Source organism: Streptococcus sp. WB01_FAA12 (assembly GCF_012843315.1).
In the GTDB taxonomy this organism is placed as follows: domain Bacteria; phylum Bacillota; class Bacilli; order Lactobacillales; family Streptococcaceae; genus Streptococcus.
This window is the reverse complement of sequence record NZ_JABAEX010000001.1, coordinates 139002-160188: the sequence shown is the minus strand read 5'-3', so window position 1 is coordinate 160188 and position 21187 is coordinate 139002. Positions and strand designations below refer to the sequence as shown.

18 protein-coding genes and 1 pseudogene are annotated in these 21187 nt (G+C 38.9%); 8 read left to right on the top strand and 11 right to left on the bottom strand.

Annotation, left to right across the window (positions count from 1 at the left end):
- Nucleotides 1-32 precede the first annotated feature (32 nt).
- Both pcrA and HF881_RS00780 read right to left on the bottom strand, forming a co-directional pair.
- Nucleotides 33-2324: a DNA helicase PcrA gene (pcrA, locus tag HF881_RS00785; protein WP_169446045.1), complete on the bottom strand. Its 2292-nt coding sequence runs from the start codon at nucleotides 2322-2324 to the stop codon at nucleotides 33-35.
- A gap of 182 nt (nucleotides 2325-2506) precedes the next feature.
- Complete coding sequence (locus HF881_RS00780) at nucleotides 2507-4177, bottom strand: formate--tetrahydrofolate ligase (protein WP_169446044.1); 1671 nt, start codon at nucleotides 4175-4177, stop codon at nucleotides 2507-2509.
- Between the two features lie 228 nt (nucleotides 4178-4405).
- Between HF881_RS00780 and coaB the strand changes: the two genes are divergently transcribed.
- The 5 genes from coaB to HF881_RS00755 all read left to right on the top strand — a co-directional run bounded on the left by coaB (nucleotide 4406) and on the right by HF881_RS00755 (nucleotide 7501).
- Nucleotides 4406-5095, top strand: a complete 690-nt coding sequence (coaB, locus tag HF881_RS00775; RefSeq protein ID WP_125847422.1) for a phosphopantothenate--cysteine ligase — start codon at nucleotides 4406-4408, stop codon at nucleotides 5093-5095.
- A gap of 11 nt (nucleotides 5096-5106) precedes the next feature.
- Entirely contained in the window at nucleotides 5107-5658 is a 552-nt protein-coding gene (gene coaC, locus HF881_RS00770) for a phosphopantothenoylcysteine decarboxylase (RefSeq protein ID WP_001274053.1), read from the top strand.
- On the top strand, nucleotides 5642-6205 hold the full coding sequence (locus tag HF881_RS00765) for an ECF transporter S component (protein ID WP_125847420.1): 564 nt from the start codon (nucleotides 5642-5644) through the stop codon (nucleotides 6203-6205). Before coaC ends, HF881_RS00765 begins: the two co-directional genes overlap by 17 nt.
- Before the next feature lie 241 nt (nucleotides 6206-6446).
- Nucleotides 6447-6974 (top strand): ECF transporter S component, encoded by a 528-nt coding sequence (locus HF881_RS00760; RefSeq protein WP_125847418.1) that lies wholly within the window; start codon nucleotides 6447-6449, stop codon nucleotides 6972-6974.
- Nucleotides 6975-6985: 11 nt separating this feature from the next.
- Nucleotides 6986-7501: a transcription repressor NadR gene (locus HF881_RS00755; RefSeq protein WP_125399343.1), complete on the top strand. Its 516-nt coding sequence runs from the start codon at nucleotides 6986-6988 to the stop codon at nucleotides 7499-7501.
- On the opposite strand, the gene HF881_RS00750 is transcribed toward HF881_RS00755, so the two are convergent.
- The 8 genes and pseudogenes from HF881_RS00750 to HF881_RS00715 form a co-directional block, all read right to left on the bottom strand.
- The gene (locus HF881_RS00750; RefSeq protein WP_169446043.1) at nucleotides 7498-7965 is read right to left on the bottom strand and encodes an 8-oxo-dGTP diphosphatase; all 468 of its coding nucleotides are present in this window, start codon (nucleotides 7963-7965) and stop codon (nucleotides 7498-7500) included. The two genes, HF881_RS00755 and HF881_RS00750, sit on opposite strands and share 4 nt — an antisense overlap.
- Nucleotides 7966-7988: 23 nt before the next feature.
- Nucleotides 7989-8531: a hypothetical protein gene (locus tag HF881_RS00745; RefSeq protein ID WP_125847414.1), complete on the bottom strand. Its 543-nt coding sequence runs from the start codon at nucleotides 8529-8531 to the stop codon at nucleotides 7989-7991.
- Nucleotides 8532-8636: 105 nt separating this feature from the next.
- Complete coding sequence (locus tag HF881_RS00740; RefSeq protein ID WP_125847412.1) at nucleotides 8637-9500, bottom strand: hypothetical protein; 864 nt, start codon at nucleotides 9498-9500, stop codon at nucleotides 8637-8639.
- Nucleotides 9501-9563: 63 nt separating this feature from the next.
- Nucleotides 9564-11447: a DUF2971 domain-containing protein gene (locus HF881_RS00735; protein WP_169446042.1), complete on the bottom strand. Its 1884-nt coding sequence runs from the start codon at nucleotides 11445-11447 to the stop codon at nucleotides 9564-9566.
- A 19-nt stretch (nucleotides 11448-11466) separates the two neighbouring features.
- Nucleotides 11467-11649: pseudogene (locus HF881_RS00730) on the bottom strand (UvrB/UvrC motif-containing protein); the annotation flags it as partial.
- 87 nt (nucleotides 11650-11736) lie between these two features.
- Nucleotides 11737-12774, bottom strand: coding sequence for an acyltransferase (locus HF881_RS00725; RefSeq protein ID WP_169446041.1), 1038 nt, complete (start codon nucleotides 12772-12774; stop codon nucleotides 11737-11739).
- A 41-nt stretch (nucleotides 12775-12815) separates the two neighbouring features.
- Complete coding sequence (gene uvrB / locus HF881_RS00720) at nucleotides 12816-14804, bottom strand: excinuclease ABC subunit UvrB (protein WP_169446040.1); 1989 nt, start codon at nucleotides 14802-14804, stop codon at nucleotides 12816-12818.
- Nucleotides 14805-14880: 76 nt separating this feature from the next.
- Nucleotides 14881-15834: a CPBP family intramembrane glutamic endopeptidase gene (locus tag HF881_RS00715; protein ID WP_125847404.1), complete on the bottom strand. Its 954-nt coding sequence runs from the start codon at nucleotides 15832-15834 to the stop codon at nucleotides 14881-14883.
- A gap of 173 nt (nucleotides 15835-16007) precedes the next feature.
- Here HF881_RS00715 and HF881_RS00710 point away from each other — a divergent pair, with 173 nt between their 5' ends.
- The 3 genes from HF881_RS00710 (at nucleotide 16008) to zwf (ending at nucleotide 19833) form a co-directional block, all read left to right on the top strand.
- Entirely contained in the window at nucleotides 16008-17456 is a 1449-nt protein-coding gene (locus HF881_RS00710; protein WP_169446039.1) for an amino acid ABC transporter substrate-binding protein/permease, read from the top strand.
- Complete coding sequence (locus HF881_RS00705; protein ID WP_001096337.1) at nucleotides 17456-18196, top strand: amino acid ABC transporter ATP-binding protein; 741 nt, start codon at nucleotides 17456-17458, stop codon at nucleotides 18194-18196. The genes HF881_RS00710 and HF881_RS00705 overlap by 1 nt, the downstream gene beginning before the upstream one ends.
- Before the next feature lie 149 nt (nucleotides 18197-18345).
- Nucleotides 18346-19833 (top strand): glucose-6-phosphate dehydrogenase, encoded by a 1488-nt coding sequence (gene zwf, locus HF881_RS00700; protein ID WP_125847400.1) that lies wholly within the window; start codon nucleotides 18346-18348, stop codon nucleotides 19831-19833.
- A 44-nt stretch (nucleotides 19834-19877) separates the two neighbouring features.
- Here zwf and ftsY read toward each other — a convergent pair whose 3' ends face one another.
- Nucleotides 19878-21185: a signal recognition particle-docking protein FtsY gene (ftsY, locus tag HF881_RS00695; protein ID WP_125847398.1), complete on the bottom strand. Its 1308-nt coding sequence runs from the start codon at nucleotides 21183-21185 to the stop codon at nucleotides 19878-19880.
- Nucleotides 21186-21187: the final 2 nt, after the last annotated feature.

Here is a 21187-nt window from a genome sequence, read left to right as displayed (position 1 = left end):
CTCACTTTATTATTCGTGAGAAGGATGGAAAATTAGATTTTTTTCTCAATTGGGGCTACACTGGCTAGAAGTTTTTTCAGACCCACTTCTGGGAAATTGATTTTTAGTTCCTGAGTAGCACCGCTACCAGAGACTTCAAGGACCGTTCCCTCTCCCCATTTCTTGTGAAGTGCAATATCTCCAATAGACCAGTTGGTATCGCTTGACTCTTTTTTATTTCCTGCTGCATACTGTCCAAATGGGAGACCACTTGACTGGATAGAGCTTGGTGCGGCATTGCGTTTCCGTTCTTGAAGCGCCTGAGCCAAACTCATTCCTTGACCGAAAGCAATCCCACCACTGCTATAAGAAGCCTTAAAGCTAGTATTCGCTGGTCGAGCCAAGCCCTGATACTCAAGCAGGTCCGAACTGATTTCATTGATGAAACGTGTTGGACGATTATAATTGGTACGACCAAAAAGCAAGCGCGAGTTGGCATTGGTCAGATAGAGGATTTTTTCTGCGCGCGTAATACCTACATAGGCCAAACGGCGTTCTTCTTCTAGCTCATCTGGATCTTCAGCTGCACGACTAAGCGGAAAGACATTTTCCTCCATTCCAATGATAAAGACAACTGGGAACTCAAGACCTTTGGCAGCATGCAGAGTCATTAAGGTCACCTCAGATGTTTCCTGGCTACCTGAATCTGTATCTGCAATCAAAGCCAAGTCATTCAAGAAACGACTGAGTTTGTCCAAACCAGTTTCTTCTTCTTGACCATCAGGATTGTCATCAAAGTTCTTGGTAACAGAAAGGAATTCCTCGATATTTTCAACCCGAGCCTTGCTTTCCAAGGTCGCTTGGGCATTAAGAATATCGATATAGCCTGTTTTTTCTAGAACCGCCTCAACCAACTCTGTAATGGTTAATTGGTCCAGTTGCTCCCGCAAATCAAGTATCATATTGGCAAAATCCCAGATAGACTGGGCTGCCTTTCCTTTGATGTCAGACAACATAATATTTGCTGAAGCGTCTAGCATGGACATGTCTTGCATATTAGCAAAGTCGCGAATTTTCTCAACAGTACCTGGCCCAATTCCACGTTTAGGCTCGTTGATAATACGTTCAAAACTGATATTGTCACTCAAATTTGCAATGAGGTTAAGATAAGCAATAATATCGCGAATTTCCTTACGGCTGTAGAACTTGGTACCACCAACCATAGTATAAGGTATGTTTGACTTGAGCAGGGCTTCCTCAATGGTACGGGATTGCGCATTAGTCCGATAAAGAACTGCAAAATCCTTGTGGAGGAAGTTTTGAGTGCGACCAAGTTCATCGATGGTTTTTGCTACAAAAACAGCCTCGTCTTGCTCGTCATTTGCACGATAGTAAATAATCTGTTCCCCATCAGCATTCTGGGTCCAGAGATTCTTAGGACGACGATTTTTATTATTTTTAATAACATCATTGGCCGCTTGGAGAATGGTTTTGGTTGAACGGTAATTTTCTTCCAACAAAACAACCTTGGCTTGAGGATAATCTTTCTCAAAATCCAAGATATTCTGCATATCAGCACCACGCCAACCGTAGATGGACTGATCTGCATCTCCAACTACACAGATGTTTTTAAAGCGAGAAGCCAAGAGTTTGACCAATTGGTACTGGGCATGGTTGGTATCTTGGTACTCATCGACGTGGATGTATTGGAATTTCTGCTGGTAGTAGGTCAAGACATCAGGATTTTGATCAAAGAGACGCAGGGTCAACATGATTAAATCATCAAAGTCAACAGACTCAGACTGACGAAGTTCTTTTTGATAGGCTGTATAACACTGTGCCACGATTTGCGTGTACATATCGCCCGCTTGGGCAGCATAAGCCACATCATCGATCAAATCATTCTTGGCATTGGAAATAGTTCCCAAAATGGTTCGTTCATTCCATTTTTTCGGATCCAAATTCAACTGCTTGAGAATGCGTTTCATAAGGGTACGTTGTTCACCAGGATCTACAATAGTAAAATTACGATTGTAGCCAATATGATCCGCATCGCGACGCAGAATACGAACACACATGGAGTGAAAGGTCGCAATCAGACAGTCCTGAGTTGCTGGATTGAGCCCATAAGCACGCTCCTTCATCTCACGCGCTGCCTTGTTGGTAAAGGTAATGGCCAAGATATTCCAAGGATTGACCATCTTTTCATCAATCAAGTAGGCGATACGATGGGTCAAAACTCGGGTCTTTCCAGAACCAGCCCCAGCCATGATTAACAAGGGTCCTTCTGTTGTTTGTACAGCTTCAGCCTGACGGTCATTCATTCCATTCAATAATGCGTTCATTTTCTCTTCCTTACTCTTGAAGTCAATGTTTCTATTATATCAGAAATCAGAGAAAATATCTTTTCCTAGACTAGTTACGTCTAGAAAGCGATTCTCTCCTCAGCTGAAGACAACGCCTCATATCTAGACAAGAAAATGAGCTTGGATAGCTTTTCCAAACTCATTTGACTTCAATTAAACTATTAGAACAATCCTAGAACAGTTCCATCACTTTCAACATCCATATTGAGAGCCGCTGGTCGTTTTGGAAGACCTGGCATGGTCATAACATCACCTGTTAGGGCAACGATAAAACCTGCACCCAATTTTGGTACCAACTCACGAATGGTAATTTCAAAGTTTTCAGGTGCTCCAAGTGCATTTGGGTTGTCTGAGAAACTATACTGAGTTTTAGCCATACAGATTGGCAATTTGTCCCAACCATTCTGAACGATTTGAGCGATTTGCGTTTGAGCTTTCTTCTCAAAGTTTACTTTGCTACCACGGTAGATTTCAGTAACAATCTTTTCAATCTTTTCTTGGACAGAAAGGTCATTGTCATAAAGACGTTTGTAGTTTGATGGATTTTCTGCGATAGTCTTGACAAGCGTTTCGGCAAGTGCTACTCCACCTTCTGCACCATCAGCCCAGACACTAGCCAACTCAACTGGTACATCAATTGAGGCACAGAGTTCTTTCAAGGCTGCAATTTCAGCTTCTGTATCAGTTACAAATTCATTGATAGCTACGACTGCTGGAATACCGAACTTACGGATGTTCTCAACGTGGCGTTTCAAGTTAGCAAAACCTGCACGAACTGCCTCCACATTTTCCTCTGTCAAAGCGTCTTTAGCTACACCACCATTCATCTTAAGGGCACGAAGGGTTGCAACGATGACTACCGCATCTGGAGAAGTTGGCAAGTTTGGTGTCTTGATATCAAGGAATTTCTCAGCGCCAAGGTCTGCACCAAAACCAGCTTCAGTAACAGTATAGTCAGCCAAGCGAAGGGCTGTACTTGTTGCCAAAACAGAGTTACATCCATGAGCAATGTTGGCAAATGGACCACCGTGTACAAAGGCAGGTGTACCGTAAATTGTCTGAACCAAGTTCGGCTTAATAGCATCCTTCAAGATCAAAGCCAAAGCACCCTCAACCTGCAAATCACCTACAGAAACTGGTGTACGGTCATAGCGATAACCGATAACGATATTAGCTAAACGACGTTTCAAATCTTCAATATCAGTCGCCAAGCAAAGAATGGCCATGATTTCAGAAGCAACTGTAATATCAAAACCGTCCTCACGTGGAATACCGTTTAGAGGACCACCAAGTCCAACGGTCACATGACGAAGAGCGCGGTCATTCAAGTCCACAACACGTTTCCAAAGGATACGACGTTGGTCAATTCCCAACTCATTTCCTTGGTGCAGGTGATTGTCAATCAAGGCAGAAAGAGCATTGTTGGCAGTTGTAATGGCATGCATATCCCCAGTAAAGTGAAGGTTGATGTCCTCCATTGGCAACACTTGGGCATAACCACCACCGGCTGCCCCCCCCTTGATCCCCATGACTGGACCAAGTGACGGTTCGCGAATGGCAATCATGGTTTTCTTACCAATCTTGTTCAAGGCGTCTGCAAGACCAATGGTAATGGTTGATTTCCCTTCACCTGCAGGCGTTGGGTTGATGGCAGTTACCAAGATTAATTTACCAACTGGATTGCTCTCAACTGCACGAATTTTATCGAAGCTTAGCTTAGCCTTGTACTTTCCATACAACTCCAAATCGTCGTAAGAAATACCAAGCTTTTCCACAACATCCACGATTGGCTTTAACTCAATACTCTGCGCGATTTCAATATCTGTTTTCATAACAAACTCCTCTAATCTCTAATGTGATAATTCATTATAACACAAAACAAGATTTTTAACACCCTTAAACTCTTAAAACGTTCGTAAATATCAATATTTCAGGGGTTACAATAGCGCTTTTTAAAATTTTATATGCTTTTATAGTTTTAGACTATAGTATTCCTTCGTTTTAGAAAAAATTTATCGCTTTCATTTTACTTACTGTTTATTTTTGTGTACAATAGTCCTATGAAAATTTTAGTTACGTCGGGCGGTACGAGTGAAGCTATCGATAGCGTCCGCTCTATTACGAACCATTCCACAGGTCGCTTGGGGAAAACCATCACAGAAACCTTGCTTGCTGCGGGACACGAAGTTTGTTTGATAACGACAAAACGAGCTGTGAAGCCAGAAACTCATCCCAACCTAAGCATTCGAGAAATTGACAATACCAACGACCTTCTAGTTGTTATGCAAGAACGTGTTAAGGAATATCAGGTCTTAGTCCACTCAATGGCTGTATCAGACTACACACCTGTTTATATGACGGGGCTTGAGGAAGTACAGGCTAGCTCTAATCTAGAAGAATTTTTAAACAAGCAGAATCATCAGACTAAGATTTCTTCAACTGATGAGGTTCAGGTTTTATTCCTGAAAAAAACACCTAAAATCATCTCTCTAGTCAAGGAATGGAATCCAGCTATTCATCTGATTGGTTTCAAACTGCTAGTTGATGTCTCTGAGGATTATCTCATAGAAATTGCTAGACAGAGTCTTATCAAGAACCGAGCAGACTTGATCATTGCAAATGACCTTACTCAAATTTCAGCAAATCAGCATCGGGCAATCTTTGTTGAGAAAGAGCATCTTCAAACTGTTCAAACCAAAGAGGAAATTGCAAGCCTCCTTCTTGAAAAAATTCAAGCATACGATTCTTAGAAAGGAAAGCCATGGCAAACATTCTAATCGCAGTGACAGGTTCCATCGCCTCCTATAAAGCAGCTGATCTCGTCAGTTCTTTAAAAAAACAAGGCCATAATGTCACTGTCTTAATGACCGAGGCGGCGAGAGAGTTTATCCAGCCTTTGACACTACAGGTACTCTCACAAAATCCTGTTCACCTTGATGTCATGCAGGAACCCTATCCTGATCAAGTCAATCATATTGAAAGAGGCAAAGAAACCGACCTTTTTATCGTCGTCCCTGCTACCGCTAATACCATTGCCAAACTAGCACATGGTTTTGCGGATAACATGGTTACGAGTATAGCTCTTGCCCTGCCAGACCATGTCAAAAAGTTAGTCGCACCAGCCATGAACACAAAAATGTATGACCATCCGGCAACTCAGGCTAATCTAAAAACATTAGAGACCTATGGTTATCAGATTATCTCTCCAAAGGAATCTCTACTAGCCTGTGGCGATCACGGCAAAGGCGCCCTAGCTGACCTGAATACTATTTTAGAAAGAATAAAGGAAACCCTCGATGAACAAACGCTCTAACATTGCTCCAATTGCTATCTTTTTTGCAGTTATGCTCGTTATCCACTTTTTGAGCTCTCTCCTATTTAATCTTTTCCCATTTCCAATCAAACCAACTATCGTGCATATTCCTGTTATTATTGCAAGTATTATTTACGGCCCACGAGTTGGTGTTACACTTGGTTTCTTGATGGGGCTACTTAGCTTGACGGTTAACACGATTACCATCCTTCCAACCAGCTATCTATTCTCACCTTTTGTACCAAACGGAAACATCTATTCCGCAATGATCGCCATTCTACCTCGCATTTTGATTGGTCTGACACCTTATTTAGTTTATAAATTATTGAAAAACAGAACGGGTCTCATCATTGCCGGAGCTCTCGGTTCACTTACCAACACCGTCTTTGTACTTGGGGGAATCTTCTTACTTTTTGGAAATGTCTTCAATGGAAATATCCAAAAACTCCTGGCAACGGTTATCTCTACAAACTCAATTGCTGAACTCCTCATCTCTGCAGTTCTCACAGTAGCAATTGTCCCACGTCTCGAAACCTTGAAGAAATAAACATAATTCCACTTTCGTCCTGAAGGTGGAGTTTTAGTTTTCACCAGTAAAGGCTCATCTTCTACTCATAAATGGTTATTTATCAAAGAGTCATTAGTTCAAAATTTTGAAAATATATGAAAATCCTTTGAATCTACCACCTATACTTTTGAAAATTTTCAATAAAATCAAAATAAATTCTTGACATGTCTATCTATTTATTGTACTATACTTGTGTATATACAGTTAAATGGAGGTTCTTATGGATATACGGAAAAAAACGCAGTTTATGACGATGACTGCCCTACTCACAGCAATCGCGATTTTGATTCCAATCATTATGCCTTTTAAAATCGTCATCCCACCCGCTTCTTATACCTTGGGAAGTCATATCGCCATCTTTATCGCCATGTTCCTATCACCCTTGATGGCTGGTTTTGTGATCATCGCTTCTAGTCTTGGCTTCCTGATGGCAGGCTATCCCATGGTTATCGTCCTGCGCGCCTTTTCTCACATCGTTTTTGGTATTTTGGGAGCATTTTACTTAAAAAAATTCCCTGAAACCTTGGATAAACCAAAGGCATCTTGGATTTTTAACTTTGTTTTGGGTGTTGTTCATGCTATTGCTGAGGTGGTAGCTTGTATCATCTTCTATGCTACTTCAGGTACAAATGTTGAAAATATGTTTTATGTTCTCTTTGTCCTAGTTGGTTTTGGTACAATCGTTCATAGTATGGTAGACTATACATTAGCACTAGCTGTCTATAAAGTGCTTCGAAAACGTCGCTAAAAGGAAAAGCTATGACAAAAGATCGCAAACAAGCTCTTCTCAAACTTTTAAAAGAGTCACCAAAAGCTCTCAATGGTCAGACCTTGGCTGAACACTTTCATGTCACGCGCCAAATTATCGTCCAAGATATTGCCATCTTGAGAGCCGATGGTGCTCCTATCCTATCCACCAATCGTGGCTATATCTATAAAGAAAACAATGCCAGTCCTTACGTTCACAAACTCTTTAAAGTGAAACATGAACTGGAAGAAATTGGGCAGGAACTTCTAGCTATTGTAGATAATGGCGGACGCGTTCAAAATATCTTAATCGATCATCCCGTTTATGGTGAAATTGAAACTCTGCTCAAACTCACCTGTCGTCGAGATGTCCAGCACTTTCTGGAACAAGTTGAAAATTCTGACTTTAGACCACTTTCTGAATTGACAGATGGCATTCATTATCACCTTGTTGAAGCTGAGACACAACAAGACCTCCACTATATCGAGGAGGCCTTGGATCAATTAGGTTATTTAGTAAAAGACTAGAAAATTTCTTTCTCCCAGCCGTCCTCTGTACGGCGAGGGTAGAAAAATTCAGACTTGTCCGGAGCTTCCATCATCTCCATCAAAGGTAACATATCATAGGCCAGATCCAAGTTTGGAATCTGGTCTTTTTTCACCCAAGATACTTCTCCTTCTTCTGAAGATTGGAGATTTCCAGTAAACTCTGTCGCTTTGTAACAAAAGACGATGTAGCGTTCACCTGTATCTAGAGGCCAATTTTTAATACCAACCAGTTGGGGATTCTGAATGGTCAGACCTGTTTCTTCGTAGATTTCACGGATAACTGACTCGGCAAAAGCCTCGCCATTCTCAACATGACCTCCAGGAAAGGCATAACCAGACCAGCGATTCTCTTCAGGAGAGCGATATTGCATGACTACTCGCTTATTTTCTAGATCTTCGATTAGACAGATGTTGGTTAAAATAGTTGCTTGGGCACGGGACATAAATTTACTCACTTTCTAATTTATTATAGAATTTTTTCAGACTTGATGTCAGATTTCATGATAAAGGGATTAATCAGCTCATGATAATAGTATACATCATGAAGCAAATATCCTTTTGTTATGACAATTTCTTGTTCCCTAACTTCATAATCAATAGTGATTGGAACAGGAGGATTTGGAATAAAAGCGAAGACGACAATTACAAATAACCAAATATAAAAACTACAAATCGCACTGCGCACTCCTTCAAGGAAGCGATATTTCCCCTTTAAAAAGTAAATAAAAATATGCGAAATAGAGAGGATAATTGGAACAAAAAGCCTTGTATTCCACGCTATGGGAATAAATTTCAGTCCAAATATCCCAAATAGAAGATCAAGAATTGCAAAGGACTTCAAAAAGCGAATAAATAGAGTAAAAATTAGAAGAAAGATCCAAATATTCCAAATAATCGGAGTAAATGATAAACCAAATGACCATAATATGAAATGAGCGATAACAAATGCTATCAGTAAGGAATATAGGACAGTATAAATAAGCTTGTTAAAAGTACTCGATTTTTTCACTATTTATTTCTCCTTTAAATTCAAACTACTAACTAATGACTAATATCCATCACTTTTAAATTATCTCGTCTATTATTTTAACACAAATTATTACATATAAAATTTTTAGTTAAAATTACTTCCATAATAGAGCATCTTATGGTTTTGAACTTTTAAAGAAACACTACTACCTGAACGATATCCTTTAGCACCATAGTAGTAAGAAACCTCATAAAAGGCATCTGGCAACTCGGCATTATCTATCCCATTTGAAATAAATCCTGTCAGTCCGCCTTCACTATCAAAATAATCTTTCTCACCCTCTTCTAAAACAGTATCGCGATAGATGATGTATCCTTTAATCATTTCTTTTTCCAAGAATTCATCAATAGGAATATCATACAAACCTTGAAAAGCTTTTCCTTCCTTACGGTTCTTTTCAATGAGGGCATAATAGTCTTGGATATTTTCAGATTCAGTATCGACACTCCAGTAACTGTTCACATATTCTAGATTTGGATTTTCATATTGCTTAAAAAAACTCTCTACCTTTTCTTTGTTAGAAACACTGACAGGATGCTGGTTGAGTAGTTTATGAGCCATGTCTGAAAATTCTTGTAACATGGTTTTCGTAGTCCCATCATAGGCTAGTTCTTCATCAGTCTTTTGGGGATTGTATTTTGAGGACTTTGGACGATAAAACAAGGCATGACTCACAGTGACTCTACTTCCATCAACCTCTTCACTATAATCGTATTCAATTTTGTATTTTTCAGAAGTCCATTTATCTCTAGAAAACTTCGTAACCTTCATATCTCCTTTAAAACCATACAAATCAAGGGTTCTTCTTACTGCTGTCTCTACTTCCGCTTGATTTGCTTCAGGAAAAATATCATAAGTTGTTGTAAAGATAAGGAAGGCAAAACGTAGAATAAAGAATAAAGGGACAATATTTATAATACAGAAAATTAAAAGTAACCATTTTTTCATTACTAGATTCTCCTTATTAATAAAAAGATTATAATTTCTTTGAAGCTTTAATTTTTTCTCAACTCAACGATAAGGAATTTTCGAACTTTCTATCTCTATATCAGGATTGGCAAGTTTGAGATAAGGAGCAATATAGTCTGCATCCGTAACCTTTGGACCTAGAATAACTTTTGAGTATTTCAAGGGAAGTAAATTGATGTATACAAATAAATCATATCTACCTTTATCTTTTGGACTTAATACGATATACTTCCTAAAATCTTTATAGTTAACCTTATCAAAAATCTCTAATCCAATTTCTTCCTTCTTCAAGCTAAAATCATTATGGTTAACTTTATCAAAAACTTCTAACCCAATTTCTTCTTTCTTCAAGTATTTCTCATTTGATGAATCATTAGCATCTCTATTAATAATATTTTGTATCGCTGTATCATCTAAATTAATTAAAATACGATACTCCATTTCATACTCATAGTCTTTAACTTTGAAAAGGTAAGAAATCTTCTTTAATTTCTCAGCAAAATCTATTAATTCTTTTTCAGCTTCCAGCTCCTGTAATTTTTCAAAAATTTGTTTTAAATTATGAAGAAATTTACCAACCTCTGTTTCGTCTTTATTTTCTGACATTAAATCTAAATAATGAACTTTAACAAACTCTATTGATTTATGAGCAACAATATCTTCAAGATAAGACAGATCATATTCAAGGAAGGCACCTTGAGATGAATCTGCATATTCCTTCCACATAGGTAAACTATCAGATACCGTGGTTAGAGAAGATATAAAAACATTGGAAGTTTGATATTGTTTGAAAAACGTATTATCTATACCCAAATAATCATATATTACTCTTCCTTCCATCGGATCATTTAACTGTTTTAGATTAGTCAGTCGTAAAAAGGGAGATTTTTCTTTAGAATCATTTTCATTTTTATTGTCATTTTTCCAGTCAGCTTTTATAAGATGATTTGTTAATGTGTCAATCTTAGTATAATGTCCAAAGGAACCAATTTCTTTTAACTCTGTAGCATCAACAGTTAATTTAGAACGTATATAGTATATAATCTTATCCGCTTGTTCTAAAAGTTGATTAGCATCAAATGACAGGATAAATTCTGAATCACTTTTCTCATTCAAAATATCATGATTATACTTCTCAATTAACTTAATAGCTTGGTTGCGAATTATATCCGAATCATTTTCTTCTGCTATCTTTCGAACAACATCAATCGAATTTTTAATTACATCATCAAAGTGTCTTAACACAAAATCCAAGTATTCCTCAACATAATCAGATTGAGGGTTATTGATATAATAGTTATTTATTATCTTTAAGTGCTCAAATTGAAAAAGTGAAACAAGCTCATCTAATCGGAAATACGCATATATAGCATCTTCAAAACCATTATATTCAAATATAAATCTGATCAATGATTCATATTTTCTCTTAAAATAGATTCTTCTTTCTTCTGGTAAACTATTTTGTTCAAATAATTGATAAAAAACTGTAAGTATGCTAGGAGCGAGTGATTTAGCTTCCTCAAAACCATCATCTAATACTAATTCAAGAATTCTTAAAAAATAACTTCCATCTTCAAACAATATAGAATATTCTTCATATTCCTTTGTTAAAAATAAATATCTATACAAAATATATAAATATTCAAAATTTTCAAACCAATTAAATGACTGGACATTATTTAATAATATTTTATTTAGTGTAACTAATATATTTTTTGCTGCGATCTTACCTATTTTTTCTATTAAATTCATACAAACATACAGAACCTTGTCTGCATATTTTAATTGTTCTTCTTCAGATAACTCTAAATATTGATTAATAAAGATTTCAAGTTCGGATTTCAGTTTATTTTCGTCCAACGAGTCAAAATGATTCTTTAATTCAGATTCACTAAATTTACCTGTAAAATAATTTAACACTTCCATTTTATCTCCTTCTAAAATTCTAATCCAACGCCTTGACTTCCAGCATCATATCTCGAATCTGCGCTGCCAGTTCAAAGTCAAGCACTTCGACAGCTTCTTGCATTTGTTTCTCTAGTTTCTTGACGAGTTCTTTGCGCTCTTGTTTGTTGAGGCTATTGATATCGACTTCCTTATCAACCGCCTTGGTTATGGCAATCAGGTTAGAGATAATCTCAGTAAAAGTTTAAGGTCACTGTCTCAGTGTATAATTTAGTGCTCTTGCTCCTATTTTTAATAAAACAATAAAGTTTTAAGTTTGTTTAAGATTTTTTAAATTCTTAATTAAAGCGAGAATATACGCCATTAATTTATTTCTAAAATACTCAATGATAGCGCCTGAAAAAAATAGGACAAGTGTCATAACTAGAATAATAATGACAAACATGAGTAATTCTTGTTCTTCAACTAAAGTATAAATGTTTGGTATAATTCTTCTAAAAATAAGAGGATGTACATGAAACAGATAAATCCCCAAAGTTAGTGGAGATACTAAAAGAACTAGTCTCTTAAAAGTTAAAGGAAGATTTTTAATTTTCAAGAATAGTAAAAAGATTGCTATGCCTTGAAGTGTGACCGTTGGAGAAATATAACTTCTCCACTGTTCATAACCAAACCAGCACAATATAAAAGTTAAACTAGTTAGAAATAAAATTAAACCACTAACATTACGTATTTGAAAATGACTTTCGTAATTGAATTTTCTAATAATTGCTCCTAAAGTGTACAAGAGAATCATCCATAATACACTATATCCACCCCACAGACCCAGAGTATCTTGTTTAAATACTGTGGGTATGACGGAAAAGTATATAAATGCTCCACTAATAATTGGAAGCAATAGTTCTTTTTTCAATGTCAGCACTGCTTGATTCAAAAATGGTGCTATTAAGACTAAACCAAAATAACAACTCATATACCAATACTGTCCATGACTTATTGGAGTAAAAGCTGAAAACCAATCACTTAAGTTGACAGATGATTTTGAAAAAATAGCAAATACAAAAGTAATTGAAATAGTATAGAAAATAATCTGTACCCAAAAACTAAACATTTTTTTATAACTAAATTGTGAATAAAGACCGACATACCCACTGATTAAAATATAAATATTTACTGCTGAATATGAGAAAGCTTCTAAAAAATTGGCAAAAATATAGTAAAAATCTTTTTGACTATCAACTTTTTCTAAAATTCCACCCATACCCAAAACATGTAAATTGCAAATCATCAACATAGCTAAAATTCTACAACATTCAATGCCTATGTGTTTAGTTTTTTTTGCTGTCATATTATGTCTTTCTATATATTTCTATTTCTTTATACTTTTTATCAGTTTAGCGCCTTGACTTCCAGCATCATATCACGAATCTGAGCTGCCAGTTCAAAGTCAAGCACTTCGACAGCTTCTTGCATTTGTTTCTCTAGTTTCTTGACGAGTTCTTTGCGTTCTTGTTTGTTGAGGCTATTGATATCGACTTCCTTGTCCTCTTCCTTGGCAACTGCCTTGGTTACGGCAATCAGGTCACGGATTTCCTTCTTGATGGTTTGTGGTACGATACCATGCTCTTCATTATAAGCCATCTGAATTTTCCGACGGCGGGCTGTTTCATCAATGGCACGTTGCATAGACTGTGTTATCGTATCCGCATACATGATGACATGCCCTTCGCTGTTACGAGCAGCACGACCAATGGTCTGGATGAGTCCGCGTTCGTTACGTAGGAAGCCTTCCTTGTCAGCATCGAGAATAGCAACCAAGCTTACTTCAGGAACGTCAATCCCTTCACGAAGTAGGTTGATTCCGACCAAGACATCAAAGACACCCAAGCGCAGGTCACGGATAATCTCTGTCCGTTCCAAGGTCTTGATATCCGAGTGCATATACTTGACCTTGATCCCCATTTCTTTGAAGTAGTCAGTTAAGTCCTCTGCCATTTTCTTGGTCAAAGTGGTAATAAAGGTTCGTTCGTTCTTTTCAACACGGGCATTGATTTCACCTAAGAGGTCATCAATCTGTCCCATAGTTGGACGGACTTCCACCTCTGGGTCTAGAAGCCCTGTTGGGCGAATGATTTGCTCAATCACTGTCTCGGTCTGTTCATTTTCATAGTCGCCAGGTGTTGCTGAAACGTAAACAATCTGATGAACATGACTTTCAAACTCCTCACGACGGAGAGGACGATTGTCCAAGGCAGACGGCAAACGGAAACCATAATTGACCAGCATTTCTTTACGCGAACGGTCTCCATTATACATACCCTTGATCTGCCCCATGGTCATGTGACTTTCATCAATCATGATTAAGAAATCATCTGGGAAGAAGTCGAGAAGCGTATAAGGAGGCTCTCCTTCGCTCCGTCCATCCATGTGACGAGAGTAGTTCTCAACCCCATTGGTATAACCCATCTCACGCAACATCTCAATATCATACTCTGTACGCTGTTTCAAACGCTGGGCTTCTAGCAGTTTACCTTCCTTCTCAAAGACGGCTAACTGCTCTTCTAATTCTGCTTGAATTTTCGCAATCGCAACTTCCATGTGGTCGTCATTGGTCACAAAGTGAGTGGCTGGGAAAATCGCCAAATGATCCACTTCACTAAGGACTTGACCTGTCAGAGCCTCTACTTCACGAATACGGTCAATCTCATCTCCAAAGAACTCCACTCGAAAAGCGTGTTCATCACGGGAAGCTGGGAAAATCTCCACCACATCCCCACGTACGCGAAATCTTCCCCGTTGAAAATCAATATCATTGCGCTCAAACTGGATATCGACCAAATCATTCAAGAGTTTATCACGAGAAATTTCAAGACCTGGACGAAGACTAACGACACTATCAGCGTATTCCTTTGGCGAACCCAGACCATAGATACAAGAAACAGAAGCCACCACGATAACATCATTGCGCTCCAGAAGTGCTGAAGTCGCTGAGTGGCGGAGCTTGTCAATCTCATCGTTGACAGAGCTGTCCTTTTCAATATAGGTATCGCTAGAAGGAACATAGGCCTCGGGCTGGTAATAGTCATAGTAAGACACGAAGTACTCAACAGCATTATCAGGGAAAAATTCCTTGAATTCTCCATAGAGCTGACCAGCCAGTGTCTTGTTGTGAGCAATGACCAAAGTTGGTTTATTGACTTTGGCAATAACCTGACTCATGGTATAGGTCTTCCCTGTACCTGTCGCCCCCATGAGGATTTGAGCTTTCTCTCCACCCTCGATATTATCAACCAACTGCTCAATTGCTTGTGGTTGATCTCCTGAAGGTTGGTATTTTGACACTAGTTTAAATTTATTATCTGTAATCCGATTGATCATAAGAATCCTCTCTCCATGTGCTATTCCTATTTTAGCATACTTATAGCATTTTCACGAAGAAAAGGACGGACCTAAGTCACATCCTTTCATTTTCTTTCTTTAATTGATTAGCGAGATAGACAATCAGAAGTAACAAGACTAAACTTGTCATGATAGAACCTTCAATCCCAAAAGAGCCTCCTGATAGCCAGCCTTGATCGCCTTGTGGTAAAAAGATCATCAGAGACGTTCCTGACGGTTGACCGCTAACTAAAATGCCAAAAATATTGCCCTGAGCAAAATTCCAAGCTCCATGAATACCTGCAACACCCCAAACTGTATCAGTTTTGAGAAGGTAAAGAGCCATGGCAACTCCGAATAAGAAGAGATTCACTAGAGATAGAGGTGTTAGACCAGAATTTCCCACATGAAGCAGGGTAAAGAATATGCTAGATATGACAACAGCAAGTTTTAGATTGGTTCTTGAGGCCAATTGTGGAAGAAGCCAAGCACGGGACACCACTTCTTCTGCTGTCCCCTGTAAAATCCAAAATGGGATAGTAAAGACGACAAAAGTAAGCGAATAAGGATTCAAGCGAATGGATTCCAAACGATATTGCCCCAAGACCACCAAACCTAACAAGGTCAGAAGAAAAAGTGCCAAACCTAGGCCAAATCCTTTCAGAAGACTGCTAAGGAAATTTTCTCTATAAAATCCCAAGGTTCTAATAGATCTTTTCTCAACTTTTTTAGTCCATCTGAACACAGTATTGAGAATAAAACCAAAGGACAGCAATGCTAAAATTAAACGAAAGTCACTTGTTTTATCCGTCAAGCTCTGCTGCAAGGTTTGCAAGTAAGTTGCAAGATTTTGACCAGCCTCTCCAAAATTTCTAGCAAGTCCGATGAGAGCTAACAAACTAATACCATACAAAGTATATGCAACAAACTCTCCTATAAAGACAAAAACAAAGGCTAACAAAGGACTTGTGTAAATATTTAAACCCGTTTGGGAAGATTGGAAGTCTTTAAATATTTTTTTATTCTTCATGTTCCTACCCTCATTTCTTCTATTATATGCTATTATTATAGCACTTTGTAGTGGCAATTCAAGAAAGAAACAAAGGGCTTTTATGTTATATTTTCTAACATATAAGTCTGTAAAATTTGCCTTCTGAAATATTTTCTGTTATAATGGGAAAATATTCGGAAAGGAGACTTAAAATGAAGAAAAAAATCCTAGCATTTTTGCTAATTTTATTTCCCATTTTCTCACTAGGAGTAGTAAAAGCTGACACAGTTAAATCCAAGTATGTTATTGCCAGTGATTCATCTTTTGCTCCCTTCGTATTTCAAAATTCAAACAACGAGTACACTGGTATTGATATGGACTTGATCAAGGCTATTGCCAAGGATCAAGGAATTGAGATTGAAATTACCAATCCTGGATTTGATGCAGCTATCAGCGCCGTTCAGGCTGGACAAGCTGATGGTATCATCGCTGGTATGTCTGTGACGGATGCTCGTAAAGCAACGTTTGACTTCTCAGATTCCTACTACACTGCTAATACCATTCTCGGTGTAAAAGAATCAAGCACAATTACTTCTTATGAAGACCTCAATGATAAAACTGTCGGTGTTAAAAACGGGACTGCTTCTCAAACGTTCCTTACTGAAAATCAAAGCAAATACGGCTATAAGATTAAAACTTTCGCAGATGGTTCATCAATGTACGATAGTCTCAATACTGGGGCTATCGATGCCGTGATGGATGACGAGCCTGTCCTCAAATATTCTATCAGCCAAGGTCAAAAGTTGAAAACGCCGATCGCTGGAACTCCAATCGGCGAAACAGCCTTTGCAGTCAAGAAAGGTAGCAATCCAGAGTTGATCCAGATGTTCAATAAGGGACTTGCCAACCTCAAAGCTAATGGAGAATTCCAAAAAATTCTCGACAAGTATCTAGCTAGTGGAGCAACAACTGCTTCTACAAGTACAGTTGACGAAACCACCATCTGGGGCTTGCTCCAAAATAACTACAAACAACTCCTTAGCGGACTTGGAATCACTCTTGCTTTAGCCCTTATCTCGTTTGCGATTGCGATCGTGATTGGGATTATCTTTGGTATGTTCAGCGTTAGTCCATACAAATCACTCAGAGTCATTTCAGAGATTTTTGTGGATGTCATTCGTGGTATTCCTTTGATGATTCTTGCTGCCTTCATTTTCTGGGGAATTCCAAACTTCATCGAGTCCATCACAGGCCAACAAAGTCCAATTAACGACTTTGTTGCTGGTACCATTGCCCTTTCGCTAAATTCGGCTGCTTATATTGCTGAAATTGTTCGTGGTGGTATCCAAGCCGTTCCAGTTGGTCAAATGGAGGCCAGTCGCAGTCTTGGTATCTCTTATGGAAAAACCATGCGTAAGATTATCTTGCCGCAAGCAACTAAACTAATGCTTCCAAACTTCGTCAACCAGTTCGTTATTGCTCTTAAAGATACAACTATCGTGTCAGCTATCGGTCTGGTTGAACTCTTCCAAACTGGTAAGATTATCATCGCCCGTAACTACCAAAGTTTCAAGATGTATGCAATCCTTGCTATCTTCTATCTTGTAATTATCACGCTTTTGACTAGACTAGCGAAACGCTTAGAAAAGAGGATTCGTTAATGGCAAAACTAAAAATTGATGTAAATGATTTGCATAAGTATTATGGAAAAAATGAAGTTTTGAAAGGTATTACAACCAAATTCTATGAAGGAGATGTTGTTTGTATCATCGGTCCTTCCGGTTCTGGTAAATCCACTTTCCTCCGTAGCCTTAACCTTCTCGAGGAGGTAACGAGTGGCCATATCACAGTAAATGGTTATGATTTGACTGAAAAATCGACCAATGTCGACCATGTTCGTGAGAACGTAGGAATGGTTTTCCAACACTTCAACCTCTTCCCTCATATGTCCGTCCTAGAGAATATCACTTTTGCACCTATTGAACACAAACGGATGACCAAAGAAGAAGCTGAAAAATTGGGGATGGAATTGCTTGAAAAGGTTGGACTAGCAGATAAAGCGAATGCCAACCCAGATAGCCTTTCAGGTGGTCAAAAACAACGTGTGGCTATCGCACGTGGTCTAGCCATGAATCCTGACATCATGCTCTTTGATGAGCCAACTTCTGCCCTCGACCCCGAGATGGTTGGAGATGTACTAAACGTTATGAAGGAATTGGCGGAGCAAGGTATGACCATGATCATCGTAACCCACGAGATGGGATTTGCTCGTCAGGTAGCCAATCGTGTTATCTTTACGGCTGATGGTGAATTCCTGGAAGATGGAACACCAGACCAAATCTTTGATAACCCACAACACCCTCGTCTGAAAGAGTTCTTGGACAAGGTCCTAAACGTATAAAACGAAACTGTAAGGAAATCCTTACAGTTTTTTAATTACGTATTGGATTTTTTGATTTTTTTGAAAATTATGATAAAATAAAAACTATGATAATGAGGAAATCTCATCCCTAGTCCAACTAGGAAAAAATATAGAAATTAGGTAGCTAGATGTCATCAAAGGTTATTGTTACAATTTTCGGTGCGAGTGGAGATTTAGCTAAACGCAAACTCTACCCTTCCCTTTTCAGACTCTATAAATCAGGCAATCTCTCTGAACATTTTGCAGTTATCGGAACAGCTCGTAGACCTTGGAGTAAGGAATATTTTGAATCTGTAGTTGTCGAGTCCATCCTTGATTTGGCAGATAGTACCGAGCAAGCCCAAGAGTTTGCTAGTCATTTCTACTATCAAAGTCATGATGTTAATGATACTGATAATTACATTGCTTTACGTGAATTACAGGCTGAGCTTGATGAGAAATACCAAACGGACCACAACAAACTCTTCTTCCTATCGATGGCTCCTCAATTCTTTGGTACCATTGCCAAACACCTCAAGTCTGAAAACATCGTTGACGGCAAAGGCTTTGAGCGCTTGATTGTTGAAAAACCTTTTGGTACAGACTATGAAACTGCAAGTAAGCTGAATGAAGATCTTTTAGCAACATTTGATGAAGAACAGATCTACCGTATCGACCATTACTTGGGGAAAGAAATGATTCAAAGTATCTTTGCGGTTCGTTTTGCCAATATGATCTTTGAAAATGTTTGGAACCGTGAGCACATTGATAATGTGCAGATTACCTTTGCTGAGCGCTTGGGAGTTGAGGAACGTGGTGGCTACTATGATGAATCTGGTGCCCTCCGTGACATGGTTCAAAACCACACTCTCCAGCTTTTATCACTTTTAGCCATGGACAAGCCTGCCAGCTTTACAAAAGATGAGATTCGTGCTGAGAAGATTAAAGTATTTAAAAATCTCCACCAACCAAGTGAGGAAGAACTAAAAGAACACTTTATCCGTGGTCAATACCGTTCTGGAAAGATTGATGGTAAGAAATACATTTCCTACCGTAGCGAGCCAAACGTTAACCCTGAGTCTACAACAGAAACCTTTGCATCCGGTGCCTTCTTTGTAGACAGCGATCGCTTCCGTGGCGTTCCTTTCTTCTTCCGTACTGGTAAACGCCTGACAGAAAAAGGCACTCATGTCAATATCGTCTTTAAGCAAATGGACTCTATCTTCGGAGAACCATTGGCACCAAATATCTTAACCATCTATATCCAGCCAACAGAGGGCTTCTCTCTCAGCCTCAATGGTAAACAAGTAGGTGAAGAATTTAACCTAGCACCAAGCTCTCTGGATTATCGTACAGATGCTACCGCTACTGGAGCTTCACCAGATCCTTACGAGAAACTGATCTACGATGTCTTGAACAACAACCCAACCAATTTTAGCCACTGGGATGAAGTAAGTGCTTCTTGGAAATTGATTGACCGTATCGAAGAGCTCTGGGCTGAAAATGGAGCTCCACTCTACGATTATAAAGCTGGAAGCATGGGACCACAAGCTAGCTTTGACTTACTTGAAAAATATGGAGCCAAATGGACCTGGCAACCAGATATCGCCTATCGTGAAGATGGCCGTTTAGAATAGCAAAAATATCCTGCAAGATTGACTTGCAGGATATTTATTTTGTATTAAATCAAGCCCTCTAAAAGACCTTTCATAAAGTTTTCTGAGTTAAATTCCCCGATATCATCGATTTTTTCACCGAAACCAATTAATTTCACTGGGATATTGAGTTCTTCGCGGATAGCCAGAACAACACCACCTCGGGCAGTTCCGTCAATTTTTGTCAATACAATACCAGTAACAGGGGTAATTTTCGAAAATTCTTTGGCTTGTACCAAGGCATTCTGTCCAGTTGACGCATCGAGTGCTAGGAAGGTTTCATGTGGCGCCTCTGGAACGACACGTTTGATAATACGACCAATCTTTTCCAACTCGGCCATAAGGTTGTCTTTGTTTTGCAGACGACCTGCTGTATCAATCATGAGAATATCAATTCCTTCTGCTACAGCACGTTCCATCCCATCAAAGACAACACTAGCAGGATCAGCTTTTTCAGGCCCCGTCACAACAGGAACATCAACACGACGGCCCCATTCTGCTAGCTGGGCAACGGCTCCAGCACGGAAGGTATCTGCAGCAACCAACATGACTTTCTTGCCAGCTTGTTTGTAGCGGTGAGCCAATTTCCCGATAGAAGTTGTTTTCCCAACACCATTAACACCAACAAAGAGCATGACTGTCAAACCATCTTGGAAGTGGATACTTTCATCGTAGTTGCCATCCTTCTCATAGAGTTCAACCAATTTCTCGATAATGACACGACGAAGTGCGTCAGTCTTCTTAGCGTTTTCTAATTTAGCTTCATAGCGAAGCTCTTCTGTTAAGTTCGAAGCAACCTGCACACCGACATCACTCATGATGAGCAGCTCTTCCAATTCTTCGAAGAAGTCCTCATCGACAGAGCGGAAGTTGGCAAAGAAGGCATTCAAACGAGCTCCGAATCCCGTACGGGTTTTCTTGAGACTGCGGTCATATTTTTCCTGAACAGTTTCTTCAACCTGAGGACTTTCTTCTTCTACTTCAGACGCGAACTCTTCTTCGCTCTCTATAGTTTCTTGGCTCTCTTCTTCTAGAACTTCTTCTGCCTTTTGGAATTGCTCCAATTCATCAGCTTCTAGCTCAGGCTCTTCTTGAGCCATTTCCTCGACTGCTTCTGGTTCAATGGCCCCATCTGTCGTGACCTGTGGAATTTCTTCTTGAGCAAGTGTTTCTTCCACTTTGTCCCTTGCTGTCTCTTCCTGAGAAGTTTCTTCGACTGCCGTTTGGTTTTCTTCAACCTCTTCTGATAAATCAAGATTTTCCAGAGCTTCTTTTACAACATCTTCGATTTTCGGCTCTTCTTTTTTCCCGAATAGACGGTCAAATAATCCCATAT